This window comes from Vibrio sp. 10N.261.51.F12 (genome assembly GCF_041471725.1).
In the GTDB taxonomy this organism is placed as follows: Bacteria; Pseudomonadota; Gammaproteobacteria; order Enterobacterales; family Vibrionaceae; genus Vibrio.
In genome coordinates this window covers 37,489-56,263 of the sequence record NZ_JBFROV010000001.1, presented here as the reverse complement: position 1 = coordinate 56,263, position 18,775 = coordinate 37,489, and the positions used below count along the sequence as shown (strand labels likewise).

Sequence of the window (18,775 nt, the reverse complement as noted above, 5' to 3'; positions counted from 1 at the left end):
TTTTGACACTCGCAATGAACTTAATCTTTGCCTACATGAAGTATCGCAAGGAACGCTTCTTGAGGCAGTTCAACGTTACCGATCTGCTTCATACGTTTCTTACCTTCTTTCTGTTTCTTCAACAGTTTTTTCTTACGGCTGATATCGCCACCATAACATTTGGCAATAACGTTTTTACGTAATTGTTTCACTGTTGAACGTGCAATAATGTGGTTACCAATTGCGGCTTGAATCGCAATATCGAACATCTGACGAGGAATGAATTCCTTCATCTTTTCAACCAACAAACGACCACGGCTTTGCGATTGTTCTTTATGAGTGATGATCGCCAATGCGTCAACAGTATCACCATTGATTAAGACATCAACACGAACCATGCTCGATGCTTGAAAACGCTGGAAATTGTAATCTAAAGATGCGTAACCACGAGACGTTGATTTCAGGCGGTCAAAGAAGTCGAGTACCACTTCTGCCATTGGGATGTCATAGGTCACAGCGACTTGGTTACCATGGTAAACCATGTCGACCTGCATACCACGCTTCTCAACACATAATGTAATAACGTTACCAAGATAATCGGCAGGCACGAGGATATTACAACGCGCGATTGGCTCACGAATCTCTTCAATATCATTGGTTGCTGGCAATTTAGCTGGGCTATCGACATAAAGAACACTGCGGTCCGTTTTTTCTACTTCGTAGACTACGGTTGGTGCTGTCGTGATCAGGTCTAGATCATATTCCCGTTCTAAACGCTCTTGGATGATCTCCATGTGGAGCATACCCAAGAAACCACAACGGAAACCAAAGCCTAGCGCAGCCGAACTTTCTGGCTCATAGAACAATGACGCATCATTAAGGCTCAATTTACCCAGTGCATCACGGAAGTTTTCATAGTCATCCGATGATACAGGGAATAAACCCGCATAAACCTGAGGTTTCACTTTTTTAAAGCCTGGAAGCGCGGTATCACTACCACCTTTAGCCGAGGTCAGCGTATCACCAACCGGAGCGCCAAGGATGTCTTTAATACCACACACAACCCAGCCTACTTCGCCAGTATTGAGCTCAGTCGTATCAATCTGTTTTGGTGTGAAAATACCCAGGCGGTCAACACCCCAAATTTGATCGGTACTCATCACTTTAATCTTGTCGTTTTTCTTGAGCTTACCGTTTTTAATACGGACTAAAGAAACCACGCCAAGGTAATTATCAAACCATGAGTCAATGATCAACGCCTGCAGTGGCGCTTCAGGATCGCCTTCTGGCGCAGGGATTGAAGCCACGATTTCTTCTAGAACGGCATCAACACCAAGCCCTGTTTTCGCTGAACAGCGAACCGCTTCCATCGCATCGATACCAACGATCTCTTCGATTTCTTCCGCTACGCGTTCCGGTTCTGCCGCAGGCAAATCGATCTTATTGAGAATAGGTACTACCTCAAGATCCATTTCGATGGCCGTATAACAGTTTGCCAATGTTTGAGCTTCAACGCCTTGACCTGCATCGACAACAAGCAATGCACCTTCACATGCCGCAAGAGAGCGTGATACTTCATAGGAGAAGTCTACGTGTCCAGGGGTATCGATGAAGTTCAGCTGATAGGTTTCCCCATCGTTAGCCGTGTAGTCAAGAGTAACACTCTGAGCTTTGATGGTAATACCGCGCTCGCGCTCTAGGTCCATTGAATCAAGAACCTGAGCCGCCATTTCACGGTCGCTTAAGCCGCCACAAACTTGAATCAGACGGTCAGACAGCGTGGACTTACCGTGGTCAATGTGGGCGATTATCGAAAAGTTACGAATGTGCTTCATAGATTTGATGTGGCTTAACTCTTAAAATGGGAAGTATAAAACGCCTGTTTGGTCACAGCGTTTCAATTTAGTTGGCAGATTCTACCCAATTTCCGTACGGTTCGCACCTTATTTAGACAATCGACTGCCCAAGTACTCGAATCAATACGACCTCTTGGCTCGATGCTTGCTCTAGTGGGCGAACTGACTTTCTAGCAATGAGAAAACCTAAAAATGAGAATAGCGCGGCGGAAAGAATCACGACGCCTTCGCCGGCTTCCAGTAAAGGTGCAAGCCAAAGTTGTCCTAACCCTGCACCAATAAACAAGAAAAACAGCGGCAATAAGTAAACCAGCGCTGCTGATTGCAGCAAGCTCTTTTCCGGAAACCCAATTTCGACAACATCACCAGAGTGAACAGATTCATCAGTATTGAGGCTCCAGATAAGCGCTTTACTGCCCAACGCGTTGCTCACGATACCCGTACCGCAACTCTTTTTGGATGCGCATGAACCGCAGCTGGTTTTTTGCTCACAACTCAACTGAACATGAAGCTGCTGACCTTGTTTTTCTACCGAGGTCACTGTCGCCAATGCCGTCATCATGGTGTTGTATTGGTCTCTGGATTAGTCATCGTGGCTTTTTTAACGCTATCAAGCGTGACAGATTGTGCAATTCTTTGTGCCGTCGCTGGCGGAATATCACCCACCACAGAAATTTGTCTATCGCCACTGACTACGCTGTGAACAGTGCGTCGGCCTTGGCGAATTAACTCACCTTTCAAGGAGTTATTGTCACGCTCGGAGACATACACCGAGAAGCTAAACAAGCCATCCGTGAACATCTGGCTTTCGACTATATTGTCAGTAGAAAACATACGATAGCGATTCAAATCCTTTGGCTCGAAGCCATTTGGGACCCAACCAACTTGCCAGTATGTCTCTTCAATATTGCCTTTTGGCAACGATAGGACAGCGGGCAGCTGTACTTTATCCAACGCGCTCAACATCTCGGCGACTTTGTCGTTAACCGAGTATGAGATGACTCGATATTGCTCGAGTATCTCGCCATCGCGATCTAACAAATCAGCACGTAATGGTAGCTTGCTCGTTTCATCAATCCACAAGACATACGAGTAACGAAGGCCATCTTTAGGTACGATCCTAAAAACTTGCGTCGCAGCGCCCGCTTCTCGAGCTCGGCCTACTCTAACATAGTCATAAAACTCACTAAGATGAGTAATGTCTCCATCAAGCAATGGCATTAACGGTGCCACCATTTTCCCTGACTCGATCGTAAAAGGATCCACGCCTGGTTCAATATAGCTGATCTCACTGCCTCGCCGAATGACTTCCCTTACTGGCCCACTCAAGTACACCAAGTGTGCAAGTTGCTGTGAGTCACTGCTCGCGTGGCGATAAAGGAGGGGTTCGATGCTGTTCTTTTTAATCAGGATATAAGACAGTTCATAATTCGACTGCTGGCTTGCATCGCTCATTTGATGCAACAAAGCCTCCGCAGAAGTTTCTTCTGCAAAGGCTTTAGCACCAAACAAACTGAACAGCAGTAAAGAACTGGTCAGAAATTTCTTCATTCAATTACCGATTCTGGGTCAACATTCACTGTGCTTTGATGATCGCTGTTCAATCTCAGCTGCAGCTCATAATCTTGCAATAGTGCATTAACACGGCGTCGTTGCTCTTGAACATTCGCGGGTTCATGGCTTGTTTTTGCCACAGAATCACGCGTCAAGCTTACTGGCTCTGCGCTACCAGCAAACGGAATAGTTTGCAGTACAGGTAGCTGTTCGGCTTCCGGCTGCGTACCGTCTTGTCCAGAGTATTGCTGCACACCCAAGATGACGACCAGCGACACACTCGCTGCGATAGCCACTTGACCCAGCTGGCTTAACCAAGCTGGAAGCTGACGTTTGGCTTGACGAGGAGTCGGTTGAGACTCAATCGGTGTTGCCACGCCAATGTTATCTTCTAATGATGACGGAACGCCACTATGAACGGGTTCAGTCTCCAATGCTAGAGCGACACTTTCAGCGATGTTCCAATCCAAACTTTTTGGCTCATCACCACGCATGACATCACCAATTAAATGGTAATTTTGCCATGCCTCTTTGTTTTCCTGATCATTTTCTAGCGCTTCAATAAACGCCTCATCGACCAAGTCTCCATCCATGAATGCTGAAAGCTTTTGTTTGTCAGCCATTATATTCACCATAAGTTGTTACTGGTTTTAGCGTTGAAGAAGAGGCTTAATCTTCTTCTCTACCGCTTCACGAGCACGGAAGATACGCGAACGTACCGTTCCTACTGGGCAATCCATTACTTCAGCGATGTCCTCATAACTTAACCCATCGAGTTCTCGTAGAGTCATCGCCGTCTTAAGGTCTTCTGGTAACGCTTCAATTGCAGCAAACACCGTTTGCTTCAATTCATTCGACAACGTTAAGTTCTCAGGGTTCGAAATTTCTTTCAATGCGTTATCAGATTCATAAAATTCTGCATCTTCTGCATCCACATCCGTCGCAGGCGGCCTTCTGCTCTGGGCGACGATATGGTTTTTAGCCGTATTGACTGCGATGCGATACAACCACGTATAAAAGGCACTTTCACCTCGAAACGTTGGGATCGCTCTATACGCCTTAATAAATGCTTCTTGGGCGATATCTGCGACATCACCAGAGTTGCTCACGTATCGTGATATGAGATTGCAAACCTTGTTTTGATAGCGCAAAACTAACAGATTAAATGCTTGTTTATCTCCACTTTGAACGCGCTCAATCAGCACCTGATCGGTTGGCTGCTCGTTCATTCGAGCGTTCACTCCTATTCGTTCTTACCCTTACCTTCTCAGATATGAGTATTAATAATGCATATTGTAGTCTTGACACCACCGCTAACATGAGCACTATTGTGACTCTAGGCAAAACAGAAAGTTCAAAACTTTCTGCGTTTTTTTGCGATGAATCATTCACAATGTATTTTGGCGTCGACTACAATGTTGTCAATTTACAAGAATGGATTACTTAGCCCATTAACACAATCGATTTTTCAACGTGTTATCGCCTCTGTAGTCCTTGTTGAAAGTGCCCTTCGCCAGCTGTATTAATCAGCTCTTTATCGCGCACTTTTTATCTAGGTAGGGCCTCGTTGCTCTACTGTAGGTTAGGATTTTAATTGAATTATGAACACAAACCGAGAGCATCTTTGTGATGTTTTAGTCATAGGAAGTGGCGCTGCTGGTCTATCACTCGCATTGAGAGTCGCAGAACGCGCTAAGGTCATCGTGTTAAGCAAAGGTCCTCGAAGTGAAGGGGCAACCTATTACGCTCAAGGTGGCATTGCTGCTGTTTTTGATGAATCAGACAGCATTGAATCACACGTTAATGACACCAATATTGCGGGCGCAGGTCTATGTGAAGAAGACACCGTTCAGTTTATTGCGGAGAACGCTAAAGAATGCGTCCAATGGCTGATAGACGGAGGCGTTCCTTTTGACCAGGTCGAAACGGATAAAGGCGAACAGCCTCGTTATCACCTAACACGTGAAGGCGGTCATAGCCACCGTCGTATCCTGCACGCTGCCGATGCGACTGGTATGGCGATGCAAACCACCTTGCAAGATAATGTACATAGTCACCCCAACATTGAGATCCTTGAGCGTTACAATGCCCTTGACCTAATCGTAGACGAAACGGCTGACGACAAGGCAAACAACGTCGTTGGTGCCTATATTTGGAACCGCAACAGAGAACATGTTGAAACGGTTCGAGCCAAATTTGTCATACTGGCTACCGGTGGCGCATCAAAAGTGTACCAATACACCTCTAATCCAGACGTATCCTCTGGCGACGGTATCGCGATGGCGTGGCGCGCTGGCTGCCGAGTGGCCAATTTAGAGTTTAATCAGTTTCACCCAACGTGTTTATTCCACCCAGAGGCTCGTAATTTCTTACTGACTGAAGCCCTTCGCGGTGAAGGGGCATACTTGAAGCGACCTGATGGCTCTCGTTTCATGCCCGATTTTGACGAACGTGGCGAGTTAGCACCGCGCGATGTGGTCGCGCGTGCGATAGACTTTGAAATGAAACGACTTGGCGCTGATTGCATGTATCTAGACATCAGCCACAAGCCTGAAGCATTCATCACCAAGCACTTCCCAACCATTCATATGCGCTTGCAAGATCTAGGCATTGATATGACCAAGGAGCCGATTCCAATCGTACCTGCGGCTCATTACACTTGTGGCGGCGTGATGGTCAATCAAGCGGGTCGTACTGATATTGACCAACTTTATGCCATCGGTGAGGTAAGTTACACCGGTTTACATGGCGCAAATAGAATGGCTTCTAATTCATTGTTAGAATGCGTGGTTTACGCATGGTCAGCGGCAAATGACATCCTCGCCAAGCTCGATGACGTGACCCTACCAGGTGAACTCCCAGCATGGGACGAAAGCCAGGTAAGCAACTCTGATGAAGAAGTTATTATTCAGCATAACTGGCACGAGCTACGACTCTTTATGTGGGATTACATGGGCATTGTTCGAACGGATAAACGCTTAGAAAGAGCACTACGACGAATTCAATTGCTGCAACAAGAAACCCATGATTATTACAGTAACTTCAGGGTGTCAAATAACCTTCTTGAGTTGCGTAATCTACTGCAGGTTGCTGAACTTATGGTGCGGTGTGCCATGCAACGCAAAGAAAGTCGCGGGCTTCACTACACGCTGGACTACCCTGAAATGCTAGAAACAAGCACGCCGACGATTCTTACTCCCGAAAAATAATGGCCTGCCTGCGCAGAGCTATATGGGTAAGATGAAGATTGAATAAGGGCCACACTTCAAAAAGCAGTCATTCACGTGACTGCTTTTTTATTGTCACGACAAAATGGCGGTAGGCCGACTCATCACAACTCGATCGCCATAAAATAAAACGGGCACCGTTTTGATCTCTAATCCCAATACACCACTCGCTCAAGTACAACGTAAATACAGGCTGAATAAAGGGGGAGTCATTGTAATACCACTGACCGCTTTTCATCATCAGCGTCCCCTGAATCGGAGGGTATAAACAATTGGGTCTGAAATAATTAGCGCTGACTAAATCGTTAGAACGGGTTAAATAGCTAAGCAAAAAGATACTCAGCACTAAGGGGATAGGCGTAAAGACAACGGTGACAATAAGTAAAATAAAGCAAAAGACATTCATCGCAAAAGCGGTGAAAGAGAAACAAGCATGTAGGTAAGTGTGTTGAAAACGGCACTTACCTAAATCATAAGATTTTACGGTCTTAATCTCTTGAATCGCCTACTGGGTTATCGGACCTTACTCAGATTATGGGCAACAATTTTATCAACCATCGATGCATGCCCCAGATTTTCACTACGTCCATGCCCCATGATCCATGTAAATAAATCGGGATCCTGACACTCCAGTAAGGACACAAAATCATTTTGCTCTTGCCCAGTAAGTTGGTCAAAGCACTCTTCAAAGAACGGCATCACCACTACATCAAGCTCCAACATACCTCTACGACATGCCCATTTTATCCGTGCTTTTTGTTCCTTAGAGTACATCGCCTTCTCCATTTACCACTAAGTTTGAGCTGAGTGTAACAAGCAACTTTCGCTGTCACCACTGGTTACATCACACAATCTGTACTTCTATCACAACAATTCGTGCAACAACATTCAGCTGACAAATCTCGCTCCGCGCATTACCATATTCATAACGCAATCAAACGAGACCCCTAATTATGGACTGGCAACCTAACACTCAGTCGTTCGACGATATTCCTTCTGCAGAACTTCCTGATTTGGTTCTGACGTTACTCCCATCTTGGGGTGCCATCGACATGTCTGGTGATGACAAAAAAGCTTACCTGCAAGGTCAAGTGACCTGTGATGTCGTGACTCTGGAGCAAGATCGCTCAACTCTGGGTGCGCACTGCGATGCTAAAGGCAAGGTCTGGAGCATCTTCCGCTTGTGCCACACTCAAGATGGCTACTCGATGATTCAGCCACGCTCTGTCCTAGAAAAAGAACGCACTGAACTCAGTAAATACGCGGTTTTTTCAAAGGTGGATATTTCCACCAGCGACAAACAACTTATTGGCGTATTAGGCAACCAAAGCGATACTTTCATTACTTCGCTCTTTCCTAGTCAAGGAGACGTTCGCACCTCGGGAGGCCAAACGGCGATTAAAGTCAGCAATGACCGTTGGATGGTACTCGCCTCAAAAGATTGGCTGCAGCAGAAACTCAGCGGCGACACGTTAACATGGGCAGATGAATCGCTTTGGACAAGGCGTGATATTGAACAAGGCTTACCAACATTAAGCCCTGAACTGCAAAATCAACACATACCACAGGCTTTTAATTTACATGCTTTAGAGGGTATCAGCTTTACTAAGGGGTGTTACACAGGCCAAGAAACCGTAGCTCGAGCCAAGTATCGCGGTATTAACAAGCGCATGTTGAGCACGCTATCTGGTTCAATGGGTAGCACGGTTTCTAACGCTGATACGATAGAACTTGAGCGCTCTGTGGGAGAGAATTGGAGAAAAGCGGGCGACGTTTTAGCCCACTATCAATTTGCTAACGGTACGCTGATCGTCTCTGCAATTCTACCCAATAACCTAGATGCCGAGACGCAATTTCGTTTAGTGTCATCACCGAACGATCGCTTGGTACCAGTGACACTCCCTTATTCACTTGATGCTGAGTAACCATGCTCTCCACTCCTGTCACTCGCTACCTTCAGCAGCGTAAGATCTCTTATCGGATACTCATGCAAAACCAAGCCACCGCTTCAGTACAAGAAGCGGCGGTGTTGCGAGGTATCAATCCTGAGATCATGGTCAAAAGCATTGTGTTACGCGATATGGGGGGGCAGTATGCTTTAGCATGCTGCCCTGGCAATGAATCCATCGACCCTAAAAAAGTACGAAGCATACTCTCGACTCGTCGCATGACCTGTGCTTCTCGTGATGAAACTGAAATGGTCACCGGTTCAGTGATTGGTACCGTTACTCCACTCTTACTGCGTGAAACGATGCCTATTATCTTCGATACAAGTTTACAAACAAACTCAATGGTCACCATCAGTAGTGGCGACAAAAGGGCTGGGCTTATGTTGTTATTGCAAGATCTAGAGCAATGCTGCCGTCCAGCCTGGGGAAACATCATCCGATAAAAGCGATCTTCATAACTTTTATATGCAAATCCCTGTCGCATCGAAATCTAGTAGTGCGAGTTAGCTCAAATTTACAGCTTTTAGCAAGTGAAACTTTAGTCAAAATAAAAGCATAAATAGTCATTTGTCACTTTTTCGTTTAGAGTAGGCTCAGGCATCAATGAGCAACTCCGCTACGTTGATGTCACACTAGAGTGACGCTCTGCTTAGGCAGTAACTCCCTTTTGTGTAATGCATCTGTGACATTTGGCCCGCTGCGCGGGCTTTTTTTTTACTCTTCAACTCTCTCTTTATCCTAATACCTAGCGTGAATATCTTTACTGTTCTCATCATTAATCACATAAGAATGTAAAACTGTGTGTCCGAGTGAAAACTTTTCATCGGACTTCTGGTCTATAGATAGGAAGGGTCGCATTTACTGTACAAATAAAGGATATAAAATTCCAAATTGAGTGCATTTAGATTCATAACTTTGCCATGGAGAGACGTTTAAATCAGGCTCGTTTTTGAAGCCACCTGCGATCTAAAACCGTTTTTGAGCGGCATATCACGGGATCGTTTATCTCGAGCAATGAAATTGATAAACGCAGCACAAAACCGTGAATTAATGAGGTCAAATCCTCGTAAACACTGGTCAATCACACAATATAAGAAGGGTTTTATCTATAATCCTTCGTGCTCGGTAAACGATAAGGAAAAGTAAATGAGACTGTTTAAGCGCTATACACCAAGTATGATTGCTAAACATATAAGTCGACTATTTAAAGGACGAATTTATATCCATGGATTGGGCGGATTCGAGTTTGATAATGGCAAGCTCATCATACCTGCCCAAGCTGAAAAACGTCATTTCACAGCAGTAAAAGAAGTGAATCAAGAAATTAAGAAATTAAGGTGTGCCTACGCTTAACCAACAAGCTCAAGTTATCCATTTATATCGCGAAATATTTCGGCAAAAACACATTATCAATCTAAAGTGCATCATCACAATATCGCACAGCATAGACATAAAGAAAAAGGGCACTCATGCCCTTTTTTAGTTTCAATCGTTTGCTACCTTGATTCTAGGATTGTGCGCCTGAAATGGAACCTCATCACCCTGTCCTTTCGGTAATTATCCGCTTTGTTTGGCTCGTGACTTCGCCAATTCAGGCAATCGACCTTTCATCCCCAAAGCACGACTCATAATTTCTTGTTTCGCACCGGGTAACTGGCCAACTAAGCGCATCCCCAAACTGCGCACCATTTTTTTCGCTGGGTTGTCGCCATCAAATAGGTCTTTAAACCCTTGCATAGCCGCTATCATTTTGGCCGCTTCCGTTTTTCGCCAACGTTCAAACTCTCTTAAATGACGCTTACGTCCAATATCCTTGCCGGCTTTCCACAATTTAATTAACTCTTGTGACAAGCTTGCTGCATCCAAAAGGCCAAGATTAACCCCCTGCCCAGCTAACGGGTGGATGGTATGAGCCGCATCGCCAATCAAGGCGATCCTGTCAGTGACAAAATCTCTGGCATAGCGCATTTTCAAAGGAAAAACGCGGCGCTCAGACGTAAGTTCACACAACCCTAATCGTCCATCAAACTCAGCAGTCACTGCTTTGTTAAATTCAAGCGCAGACATTTTAGCCAGCTTCTCCGCTCGAGTTGGGTCGGTTGACCAAACGATCGAACAAAGGTTTTTATTATCGAGAGGGAGAAAGGCCAACGGTCCTTGAGGAGTGAATACTTGTCTTGCAACCCCGTCATGACTGACATCGACCTTTATGTTCGCAACCAAAGCGCTGTGTCCATAATCCCAGTGAGTCAATGGAATGCCTTGTTGATCTCTTACCCAAGAGTTTGCTCCATCGGCGCCAACCACAAGTTTACTGGTTAATGCCATACCATTGTCTAGGGTCATCCAAACCTCACTCTCCCCTACTGCCATTGATTGGCAGCGGTTAGGCATGAAGAACGTCACATTGCTTTGTTTTTCAACTTGAGCAAGCAGCGCTTGTTGAATTAATGTATTTTCAACAATATGCCCCAGGTTAGGTTGTGAGAATTGACGCGCAGAGAACTCGATTCGAGCAAAACTATCTTGTTCCCACACTTCCATCGCATGATAAGCGGCACAGCGATGCTTTGTAATCGCATCCCATGCCCCTAAATTCTTTAATATGGTTTCACTGGCACGACTGAGCGCTGAAACACGAATATCCGGCTCATCTGGCAACGACGTTGAGGGCGCAGTTCCTTCAATGATCGCAACTCGAAGGTCAGTATCCTTGAGGGAGCGCGCCAGCGCCAATCCGACCATGCCACCACCCACAATGGCTAAATCATAACTTTGCATAATTTTGTGCTACCTATTCACGACGCCAAGCGCTCGATTGAAAAGCGGTGACTTGATAAGAGGAAACGTATCTAAGATACCTAACCCAATATTACGTCCCAGCCGAAACGCTAATAAATCATTTGAAAAAACGTGGACAAGATTTGATGTCATCCCTATCGTCATCTTTCTATCTTGCTCTCGTTGTCTTTGGTATCTAATAAGATTAGCGTAATCTCCCACATCTTTAGTGTTCTCGAGCAATGAATCAACCAAAGTCGCAATGTCGCGAATACCTAAATTAAACCCTTGTCCCGCAATAGGATGAAGCGTCTGCGCGGCATTACCTACAGCAGCGAATCGATGAGAGGCAATCGATTCTCGGTAGCGCAAAGACAACGGATAGTGCGCAATGCTGCCCACTTTTGTAAATTGCCCTAAACGCCACCCAAAGGCATGTTGTAGTTTTTCCAAGAACTCAGACTGAGACAGCGTCAACACCTGCTGAGCGTCTTCAGGCGGCATGCACCACACCAATGAGCTGCGGCTTTGGGTCATTGGCAACAAGGCAAGTGGTCCCTTAGCGGTAAAACGCTCAAAGGCACGCCCTTGATGCAACTCGCTCGTCACAACATTAGCAATGATGGCAGTCTGATTAAAATCAACGCTCTGTTGTTCCAGCCTAACCGAGCGGCAACTTACTGACTCCGCCCCATCTGCAGCGATCACAAGCTTGGATTGCAGCACCGTTTGCTTTCCATCGGCTGAAGATAGTATCACCTTGGCCATGTCTTGCTCTCGCTGGATAGCTTCGACTGAATACGGACAAAAAACATCAATCTGATGACGTTGTGTCAAATGTTGATTGAAGCGACGACCAATTTCCGCCAGTTCAACCACATAGCCCATCGCTTCTAGGCCTTCTTTTTCGGCATAGAAATCGGTCATACCAGCATGACCTTGGTCAGAGACATGAATATGGGTAATCGGAGTGGCATGATCCTCTATCAGAGGCCAAAGGTGGTAATGCTTAAGAATGGCAACGGTGCCATAAGAGAGCGCAATGGAACGGGCATCAAAACCAGGGTGGGCTTTATGTTCCGCTTGATATGGCTCTACAATAGCGATGTTCAACGAATGGTGGCTACAATGGTCTAACGCCATCGCTAGGGTTGCCCCTGCCATTGCGCCGCCAGCAATCACAATATCATACAGTCTCGACACGAGGTGATCTCTTCAAATAATAGCGAAAGATTAATGGATCGTTGGAGCATCCGCTTGTTTCGTCGGCTTTACACCAAATTCAGCATGTAGAATTAATACACAGGCTTTCACATGTTCGATCACCTGTTCGAACAATTGTGCCTGCTCTTCAAGATCATCGTCTTCATCAACACCCAACTTGGCAATCTCTTCTAGGTCACCTAGTGCTTCTTTACTTTGTTCTGATGCTTTATTGAGTTGAGTACTCACTAAACCAAGGCCAGAAATGAAATGATTCACCCACTCACTCAGTCCATCCGCCTTTTCAATCAAAGTGGCATCAACGTCCTCATCTGGAATAAAAAGCGACAATTCAAAGCTATTCTCTTCCGTCAGCTCATCTATTGCGTGCGTTAATATGGTTTTAGCACGAGCAATAGCAGAAACCGGCCAACCCATCCCATCATTGGTGTAATCAAATATCAATGGCTGCCAACTATCATCATTAAGGCCTAACCCACCGCTCAACATCCCGACCAATAATCCATGCAACTCTGCAGGGCTAACCGAGAGTCCAGCCTGCTGCAATTCAGTCGCGACAGTAATGTAATTTGGCAATGTGGTATCGGTCATAGTGGCTCTCATCTATTCTTTGGTGATGCTCCTTTACAACGTATCGACGTCGTGATTGACGTAGGAGCTATCTTAATTTGATGGGTAATGCTATCACTTCCCACCGCAAGCGAAAATGGCATTCACCTCGTTTCTGGGTAGCTTTTGTTCGAATTGTCGATTTCCTGTGTGATTAAACACGCATTTAGCATTGAGTCATCAGAAAAGCTTGAATCTTAATGAGCGTTTACCTATAGTTTCCTCCTCAGATTACCTTTGTTGGTGATAACAAAAAGAGTTCTTGTCATTATGGAAAATCAAGCAGTCGAAGTGGAAATACTAGGTAAATTGACGCGGGTAAATTGCCCAGCAGGTCAAGAAGAAACCTTGATCCAAGCGGCAAAAGACCTTGATATCCGATTGCAAGAAATGACTCAACGGACTAAAGTGACGAATGAGCTAAAGTTGCTCACCATCGCAGCACTTAACATGTCCTACGAGCTGAATACAAAAAGTGACGAGGTGCAACAAAATACCTCTCATCTTACCGAGCGAATGGAACAGCTCGCGGCATCACTTGATGATGCCATTAGTAATGTAAAACAAGGACAGTAAACTCATTTACCCTGGGGTGTTTGTCAGAGGATTTAAGTCCCTGAGCCGATAAGCAATCCTTAAGGGTTAGTATTTGATGACTATTGAGCAAGCTCGGCTCGTACCGAGAAGCCTACGGTTAACTTTGCTGATCCGCCTTGAACCAGCAGGTTCAAGGGCCACAATCTTCAACGGCACTTTGGGGTATTCCTTATGTCTGTCAGTACTCGACAACATATACGCACGGACATCCGACGCCTTCGTCGGGCTATTCCGCACAGCAAACAAGTCAGGTTTGCTCAGCAACTTTTGCAGCAATACCAATCCCTCAACGAGTTAACTGATGCTAAACGTATCGCCCTATACCTATCGGCTGATGGTGAGCTAAGTACTCAACCCCTTATTGAATGGCTTTGGCAACAAGGCATCGAAGTCTACCTACCTGTCATTCACCCATTTTCGAAAGGCCAACTACTTTTTCTTCGTTACACCCCAACGACACCGCTTATCCATAACCAATACAATATCCTAGAGCCTCAGCTCGACCAACGTAGCATTTGCCCTGTACGACAACTCGATATCATTTTTACCCCTTTGGTTGCGTTTGATGAGCAGGGAAACCGATTAGGGATGGGCGGCGGTTATTACGATCGCACACTAGCGCCATGGCAAGATAATCGACGTGGGCCTCAAGCCATTGGTTTGGCACATAATTGCCAAAAAGTTGCGGCGGTTCCTAGTGAATCTTGGGATATTCCGTTACGGACCATCATGACACCAGAGCGGATCTGGCGTTGGTAAGCGCAACCGGTTAATCCTAATATTGATAGCCTATTGGCTTCTCGTCATCAAGGTTTCACCTTCCCATCGACGGCATTGCTTGTAAGTATCGGAAAACATCACATCTCAGACCAACAGAGCAACCGATTGCTAAACGTTGCTTTTTTTTGAGTTTGCTCGATTTTAAGCGCAAATCACTCTCATTTTGATATATAATTTGCCCGCATTTTCACCCTAACTTTCTAACTGGAATTTCAAGCATGACTCAAGACGAGATGAAAAAAGCAGCTGGCTGGGCCGCTCTTAAATACGTAGAAGAAGGCAGTATTGTCGGCGTGGGTACAGGTTCTACCGTGAATCACTTTATTGATGCTTTGGGCTCGATCAAAGATGATATCAAAGGCGCTGTGTCTAGCTCTATTGCTTCAACTGAGAAGCTAGAAGCACTAGGTATTGAAATTTTTGAGTGCAATGACGTCTCGATGCTTGATGTATATGTAGATGGTGCGGATGAAATCAATCCAGCAAGAGACATGATCAAAGGTGGTGGCGCAGCCTTAACTCGCGAAAAAATTGTGGCTGCCATCTCTAAAAAATTCATTTGTATTGTCGACGGTACCAAAGCGGTAGATGTACTCGGTGAATTCCCACTTCCAGTGGAAGTGATTCCGATGGCTCGTTCGTACGTCGCTCGTGAATTAGTAAAACTAGGCGGTGACCCAGCGTACCGTGAGGGTGTAATTACTGATAACGGAAATATGATTCTTGATGTCTACGGAATGAAAATCACCGATCCTAAAGACATGGAAGACAAGATAAACGCCCTTGCTGGTGTGGTTACCGTTGGGCTCTTCGCCCACCGCGGCGCGGATGTCGTCATTACCGGTACACCGGAAGGTGCAAAAATCGAAGACTAATTCGATTTTACGTCATTTGATTACAAACGGCACATCCAGTGCCGTTTTTTCTCCTTATCTATAAGAAAATTATTCCTTATTCCGTAATTTTCTTACCCAAATAGAAAATTATTTGTTACTTTATTGGTTAGAAGACGCACAAGGAAAACGTTTGCCTAAGCAGTAAGAAGCTCCCTCCTTGAAGTTCTCGCTGTCAACTGTGCGCGCGATTGCCCCATTTCCATTTTAAGGACGAGTTAAATGGCCAGAGTTTCACTGAATAAAGACAAAATAAAAATCCTCCTGCTTGAAGGCCTGCACCCTTCTTCTGTTGAAGTTTTACAAGCCGCTGGATATACCAATATCACCTATCACAAAGGTTCACTTCCAGAAGATGAGCTATTAGAAGCCGTAAAAGATGCACACTTTATTGGTATTCGCTCTCGCACCAACCTGTCAGCTGAAGTCATTAACGCCGCCGAGAAGCTGGTTGCTATCGGTTGTTTTTGTATTGGTACGAACCAAGTTGATCTAAAAGCTGCCGCTGAACGCGGTGTGCCGGTATTTAACGCGCCATTTTCGAATACTCGAAGCGTTGCGGAATTGGTGCTGGGTCAAACCCTTCTGCTACTTCGTGGTATTCCAGAGAAAAATGCGCTTGCTCATCGTGGCATTTGGAAAAAAAGTGCTGATAGCTCAAATGAAGCCCGTGGTAAACGCTTGGGTATTATTGGTTATGGTCATATCGGTACTCAGCTAGGTATTATTGCTGAAAACCTTGGTATGCGTGTTTATTTTTACGATATCGAGAATAAGCTCTCCCTTGGAAATGCCACTCAAGTTCACAACATGACGGACCTTCTGAATAAGTGTGATGTCATTTCATTACACGTACCAGAAACACCAGAAACTAAAAACATCATGGGTGAAGCTGAGTTTGCTCGCATGAAGCCGGGGGCTATTTTCATTAATGCTGCCCGCGGCACGGTTGTGGATATTCCAGCGCTCTGTGCAACACTCGAAGCTGGCCATCTTTCTGGTGCCGCTATCGATGTCTTCCCAGAAGAACCAAAAACGAATGCAGACCCGTTTGAATCACCGTTGATGAAGTTCGATAATGTGATTCTGACTCCTCACGTCGGAGGTTCAACACAAGAAGCGCAAGAGAACATCGGCGTTGAAGTGGCTGGCAAACTGGCTAAGTACTCAGACAATGGTTCAACACTATCTAGTGTAAACTTCCCAGAAGTGTCACTTCCGGAACATCGCGAGTGTTCACGCTTATTGCACATCCACCAAAACCGACCTGGCATCCTGACGCAAATTAATACCATCTTCGCTCAAGAAGGTATTAATATTGCTGGTCAGTACCTGCAAACGGCTGCGGATATCGGTTATGTGGTGATTGATGTAGAAACGGCTCGCTCAGAAGAAGCGCTAGCCCAGTTGAAGCAGATTGAAGGCACATTGCGCGCTCGAATTCTTCACTAACGCCAACAACACCTTGATGCTGAATAAAAATGCCCTTGTTAAGCAAGGGCATTTTTTTATTTAGACATTTTATAAACCACATCAACCCGGTCACGAATCGTGATCACTGAATCCTGATAACTATTTGATTCTGATTTACTGTCCATCATCATGCTTCGCATCACGACAGGCTGATTCTGCGGTTGCTTATAAGTAATCTGCCATACTTGCCCTAACTGCTGAGCAAAGCCTTTTGCCAATGACTGTGCTTTTTGCTGTGCATCTTGAATCGCAGCGATCCGAGCTTTTTCCTGATATTGGCTTTCATCTTTCACTTTTAAGCGAATATTATCAACTTGGTTAATTCCCGACGCTAATGCCGTATCCAGATAATCGTTCAGTTTTTCAATCTCCATAACCTGAACGGTCACTGTCCTAGACGCTCGATAACCAACGAGCTCTGGCTGGCTTTTATCCGGGTATTGATATTGAGGTGTCAGATACAAATTTGAACTCTTAATATCATCTTTACTCACACCAGCATCTGCCAACTTCGCCAAAAAAGTATCCACTACCGAATCCACATCTTCCTTGGCCTGATCAGCATTTAATTGCGACTGGACAACTTTTACCGAAAACTCCGCCATATCAGGCGTTGCCTCCACTTGGCCATACCCTGTTGTCGTAATGTGGGGGAATGCCATTTGACTCGCAAAACTCGGTAATGTCACTAAGCTGGCTGCCAAGGCGCAAACCGTCAACGTTGATTTCATTATATGTTCCTCATTTAACCAAGGGTTCATTATTCAATATTAGGCACATGGAATGCCTATAGGTTCCGTGGAAAAAGGAACCTGACAGTATCATGACCTTTCTCACTGCTTGCGCTCGCCTTATGACCTTGCCTTCATCAATTAACCTCTATCATCCCGCCTTTTTGTATAGCGCTGTACTTCTAAGCAGAACCGTACTTATAAAGAGCACCGCCGGACGGCATTATTGAGGTAAGTACTCATGGGCATAGCTCGTTATAGCTTGAGACAGCTCGCCAAGCACACCACTTTCTAGCTGCCAATGGTGCCAATAAATACGATGCGATAACTCGACATTTGGTGTGAGCTCTATCAAGGCTCCGCTCTCCAATTCATCTTGGATCTGCAACTTAGGAATCAGACAATATGCCACCCCAGCCACGGCTAGCTTCACAAAGGCTTCAGAGCTGCGTACCGTGTGCTTTAATATACTGCCCGGCATAATGCTAAAATGTTGATTAACAAAATGCTGATGCATCTTATCGTGCTGATCGAATGCCACTGCTGGTGCCTTGATTAAGGCTTCTCGATTCACACCGTGGCTAAAGTAACGTTTAATAAAGCTCGGGCTTGCAACGCAAAGATAATCCACTCTACCTAAGTAATCCGCCACGCACCCCGGAATAGATTGAGACTCTAAGCTGATCGCTCCAACAACCTCGCCGTTTTTTAGCTTTTCAATCGTCCGCCCTTCATCATCAACAATAAGATCCAGCTCAATACGTTTCGACTCGATCAATGGAAATAAACTCGGCAATAACCACGTCGCCAAACTATCGGCGTTGGTTGCAAGAGAGACAGACAAAGGCTTACCTCCCACATCGTCGGTGAGCTCCGGTACCAACTCTTGTTCTAGTAAACGAACTCGCCGATACAGACCAAGTAGTTTCTTTCCTACCGCTGTCGGTCGTGGTGGTTGCTCTCTCACTAGTACTGGCTGTGCTAACCACTTTTCGAGTTGTTTTACTCGTTGAGAGACGGCGGACTGGGATATGTACAGGTGCTCAGCCGCCCTCTCAAAGCTTCGTTGTTCGACAATCGCATCCAACGCTTCTATCCATTTGTAATCAAGACCACGCATTA

General features: G+C 45.5%; 19 protein-coding genes and 1 other RNA gene. 9 read left to right on the top strand and 11 right to left on the bottom strand.

Going from position 1 to position 18,775, the window contains the following annotated elements; all coding sequences use genetic code 11:
• Positions 1–20 precede the first annotated feature (20 nt).
• The 5 genes from lepA to rpoE all read right to left on the bottom strand — a co-directional run bounded on the left by lepA (position 21) and on the right by rpoE (position 4,618).
• A complete protein-coding gene (gene lepA, locus AB4405_RS00295) occupies positions 21–1,814 on the bottom strand; it encodes a translation elongation factor 4 (protein WP_372059172.1) in 1,794 nt (597 codons plus the stop codon).
• A 112-nt stretch (positions 1,815–1,926) separates the two neighbouring features.
• Positions 1,927–2,397 carry a SoxR reducing system RseC family protein gene (locus AB4405_RS00290; protein ID WP_102468265.1) on the bottom strand — a complete coding sequence of 157 codons (471 nt, stop codon included), beginning with the start codon at positions 2,395–2,397 and terminating at the stop codon, positions 1,927–1,929.
• The gene (gene rseB / locus AB4405_RS00285) at positions 2,394–3,386 is read right to left on the bottom strand and encodes a sigma-E factor regulatory protein RseB (protein ID WP_372059171.1); all 993 of its coding nucleotides are present in this window, start codon (positions 3,384–3,386) and stop codon (positions 2,394–2,396) included. Before rseB ends, AB4405_RS00290 begins: the two co-directional genes overlap by 4 nt.
• Entirely contained in the window at positions 3,383–4,012 is a 630-nt protein-coding gene (locus AB4405_RS00280) for an RseA family anti-sigma factor (RefSeq protein ID WP_102468263.1), read from the bottom strand. The genes rseB and AB4405_RS00280 overlap by 4 nt, the downstream gene beginning before the upstream one ends.
• 27 nt (positions 4,013–4,039) lie before the next feature.
• Positions 4,040–4,618 (bottom strand): RNA polymerase sigma factor RpoE, encoded by a 579-nt coding sequence (gene rpoE, locus AB4405_RS00275; RefSeq protein ID WP_102468262.1) that lies wholly within the window; start codon positions 4,616–4,618, stop codon positions 4,040–4,042.
• Positions 4,619–4,990: 372 nt separating this feature from the next.
• Between rpoE and nadB the strand changes: the two genes are divergently transcribed.
• The gene (gene nadB / locus AB4405_RS00270) at positions 4,991–6,598 is read left to right on the top strand and encodes an L-aspartate oxidase (RefSeq protein ID WP_372059170.1); all 1,608 of its coding nucleotides are present in this window, start codon (positions 4,991–4,993) and stop codon (positions 6,596–6,598) included.
• A gap of 531 nt (positions 6,599–7,129) precedes the next feature.
• Here nadB and AB4405_RS00265 read toward each other — a convergent pair.
• On the bottom strand, positions 7,130–7,390 hold the full coding sequence (locus tag AB4405_RS00265) for a succinate dehydrogenase assembly factor 2 (protein WP_102468260.1): 261 nt from the start codon (positions 7,388–7,390) through the stop codon (positions 7,130–7,132).
• Between the two features lie 179 nt (positions 7,391–7,569).
• Here AB4405_RS00265 and ygfZ point away from each other — a divergent pair, with 179 nt between their 5' ends.
• The 3 genes from ygfZ to AB4405_RS00250 all read left to right on the top strand — a co-directional run bounded on the left by ygfZ (position 7,570) and on the right by AB4405_RS00250 (position 9,918).
• On the top strand, positions 7,570–8,541 hold the full coding sequence (gene ygfZ, locus AB4405_RS00260; protein ID WP_372059169.1) for a tRNA-modifying protein YgfZ: 972 nt from the start codon (positions 7,570–7,572) through the stop codon (positions 8,539–8,541).
• Positions 8,542–8,543: 2 nt separating this feature from the next.
• Complete coding sequence (locus tag AB4405_RS00255) at positions 8,544–9,008, top strand: aminoacyl-tRNA deacylase (RefSeq protein ID WP_372059168.1); 465 nt, start codon at positions 8,544–8,546, stop codon at positions 9,006–9,008.
• Between the two features lie 703 nt (positions 9,009–9,711).
• Complete coding sequence (locus AB4405_RS00250; protein WP_102468257.1) at positions 9,712–9,918, top strand: DUF1107 domain-containing protein; 207 nt, start codon at positions 9,712–9,714, stop codon at positions 9,916–9,918.
• Positions 9,919–10,122: 204 nt separating this feature from the next.
• Here AB4405_RS00250 and AB4405_RS00245 read toward each other — a convergent pair whose 3' ends face one another.
• The 3 genes from AB4405_RS00245 to AB4405_RS00235 form a co-directional block, all read right to left on the bottom strand.
• Positions 10,123–11,349 carry an FAD-dependent 2-octaprenylphenol hydroxylase gene (locus tag AB4405_RS00245; protein ID WP_372059347.1) on the bottom strand — a complete coding sequence of 409 codons (1,227 nt, stop codon included), beginning with the start codon at positions 11,347–11,349 and terminating at the stop codon, positions 10,123–10,125.
• 6 nt (positions 11,350–11,355) lie between these two features.
• Positions 11,356–12,510 (bottom strand): 2-octaprenyl-6-methoxyphenyl hydroxylase, encoded by a 1,155-nt coding sequence (gene ubiH, locus AB4405_RS00240; RefSeq protein WP_372059346.1) that lies wholly within the window; start codon positions 12,508–12,510, stop codon positions 11,356–11,358.
• A gap of 69 nt (positions 12,511–12,579) precedes the next feature.
• Positions 12,580–13,161 carry a YecA family protein gene (locus tag AB4405_RS00235; protein ID WP_372059167.1) on the bottom strand — a complete coding sequence of 194 codons (582 nt, stop codon included), beginning with the start codon at positions 13,159–13,161 and terminating at the stop codon, positions 12,580–12,582.
• 288 nt (positions 13,162–13,449) lie between these two features.
• Between AB4405_RS00235 and AB4405_RS00230 the strand changes: the two genes are divergently transcribed.
• The 5 genes from AB4405_RS00230 (at position 13,450) to serA (ending at position 16,901) form a co-directional block, all read left to right on the top strand.
• Positions 13,450–13,755 (top strand): cell division protein ZapA, encoded by a 306-nt coding sequence (locus tag AB4405_RS00230; RefSeq protein WP_102468253.1) that lies wholly within the window; start codon positions 13,450–13,452, stop codon positions 13,753–13,755.
• Between the two features lie 5 nt (positions 13,756–13,760).
• A non-coding RNA gene (gene ssrS, locus AB4405_RS00225) (6S RNA) lies at positions 13,761–13,944 on the top strand.
• A 3-nt stretch (positions 13,945–13,947) separates the two neighbouring features.
• Entirely contained in the window at positions 13,948–14,535 is a 588-nt protein-coding gene (locus AB4405_RS00220; protein ID WP_102468469.1) for a 5-formyltetrahydrofolate cyclo-ligase, read from the top strand.
• Between the two features lie 239 nt (positions 14,536–14,774).
• Positions 14,775–15,431 (top strand): ribose-5-phosphate isomerase RpiA, encoded by a 657-nt coding sequence (rpiA, locus tag AB4405_RS00215; protein WP_102468252.1) that lies wholly within the window; start codon positions 14,775–14,777, stop codon positions 15,429–15,431.
• 240 nt (positions 15,432–15,671) lie between these two features.
• Positions 15,672–16,901: a phosphoglycerate dehydrogenase gene (gene serA, locus AB4405_RS00210; RefSeq protein WP_372059166.1), complete on the top strand. Its 1,230-nt coding sequence runs from the start codon at positions 15,672–15,674 to the stop codon at positions 16,899–16,901.
• Between the two features lie 56 nt (positions 16,902–16,957).
• On the opposite strand, the gene AB4405_RS00205 is transcribed toward serA, so the two are convergent.
• Both AB4405_RS00205 and AB4405_RS00200 read right to left on the bottom strand, forming a co-directional pair.
• Positions 16,958–17,653 (bottom strand): oxidative stress defense protein, encoded by a 696-nt coding sequence (locus AB4405_RS00205; protein WP_372059165.1) that lies wholly within the window; start codon positions 17,651–17,653, stop codon positions 16,958–16,960.
• Between the two features lie 223 nt (positions 17,654–17,876).
• A complete protein-coding gene (locus AB4405_RS00200) occupies positions 17,877–18,773 on the bottom strand; it encodes a LysR family transcriptional regulator ArgP (protein WP_372059164.1) in 897 nt (298 codons plus the stop codon).
• Positions 18,774–18,775 lie beyond the last annotated feature (2 nt).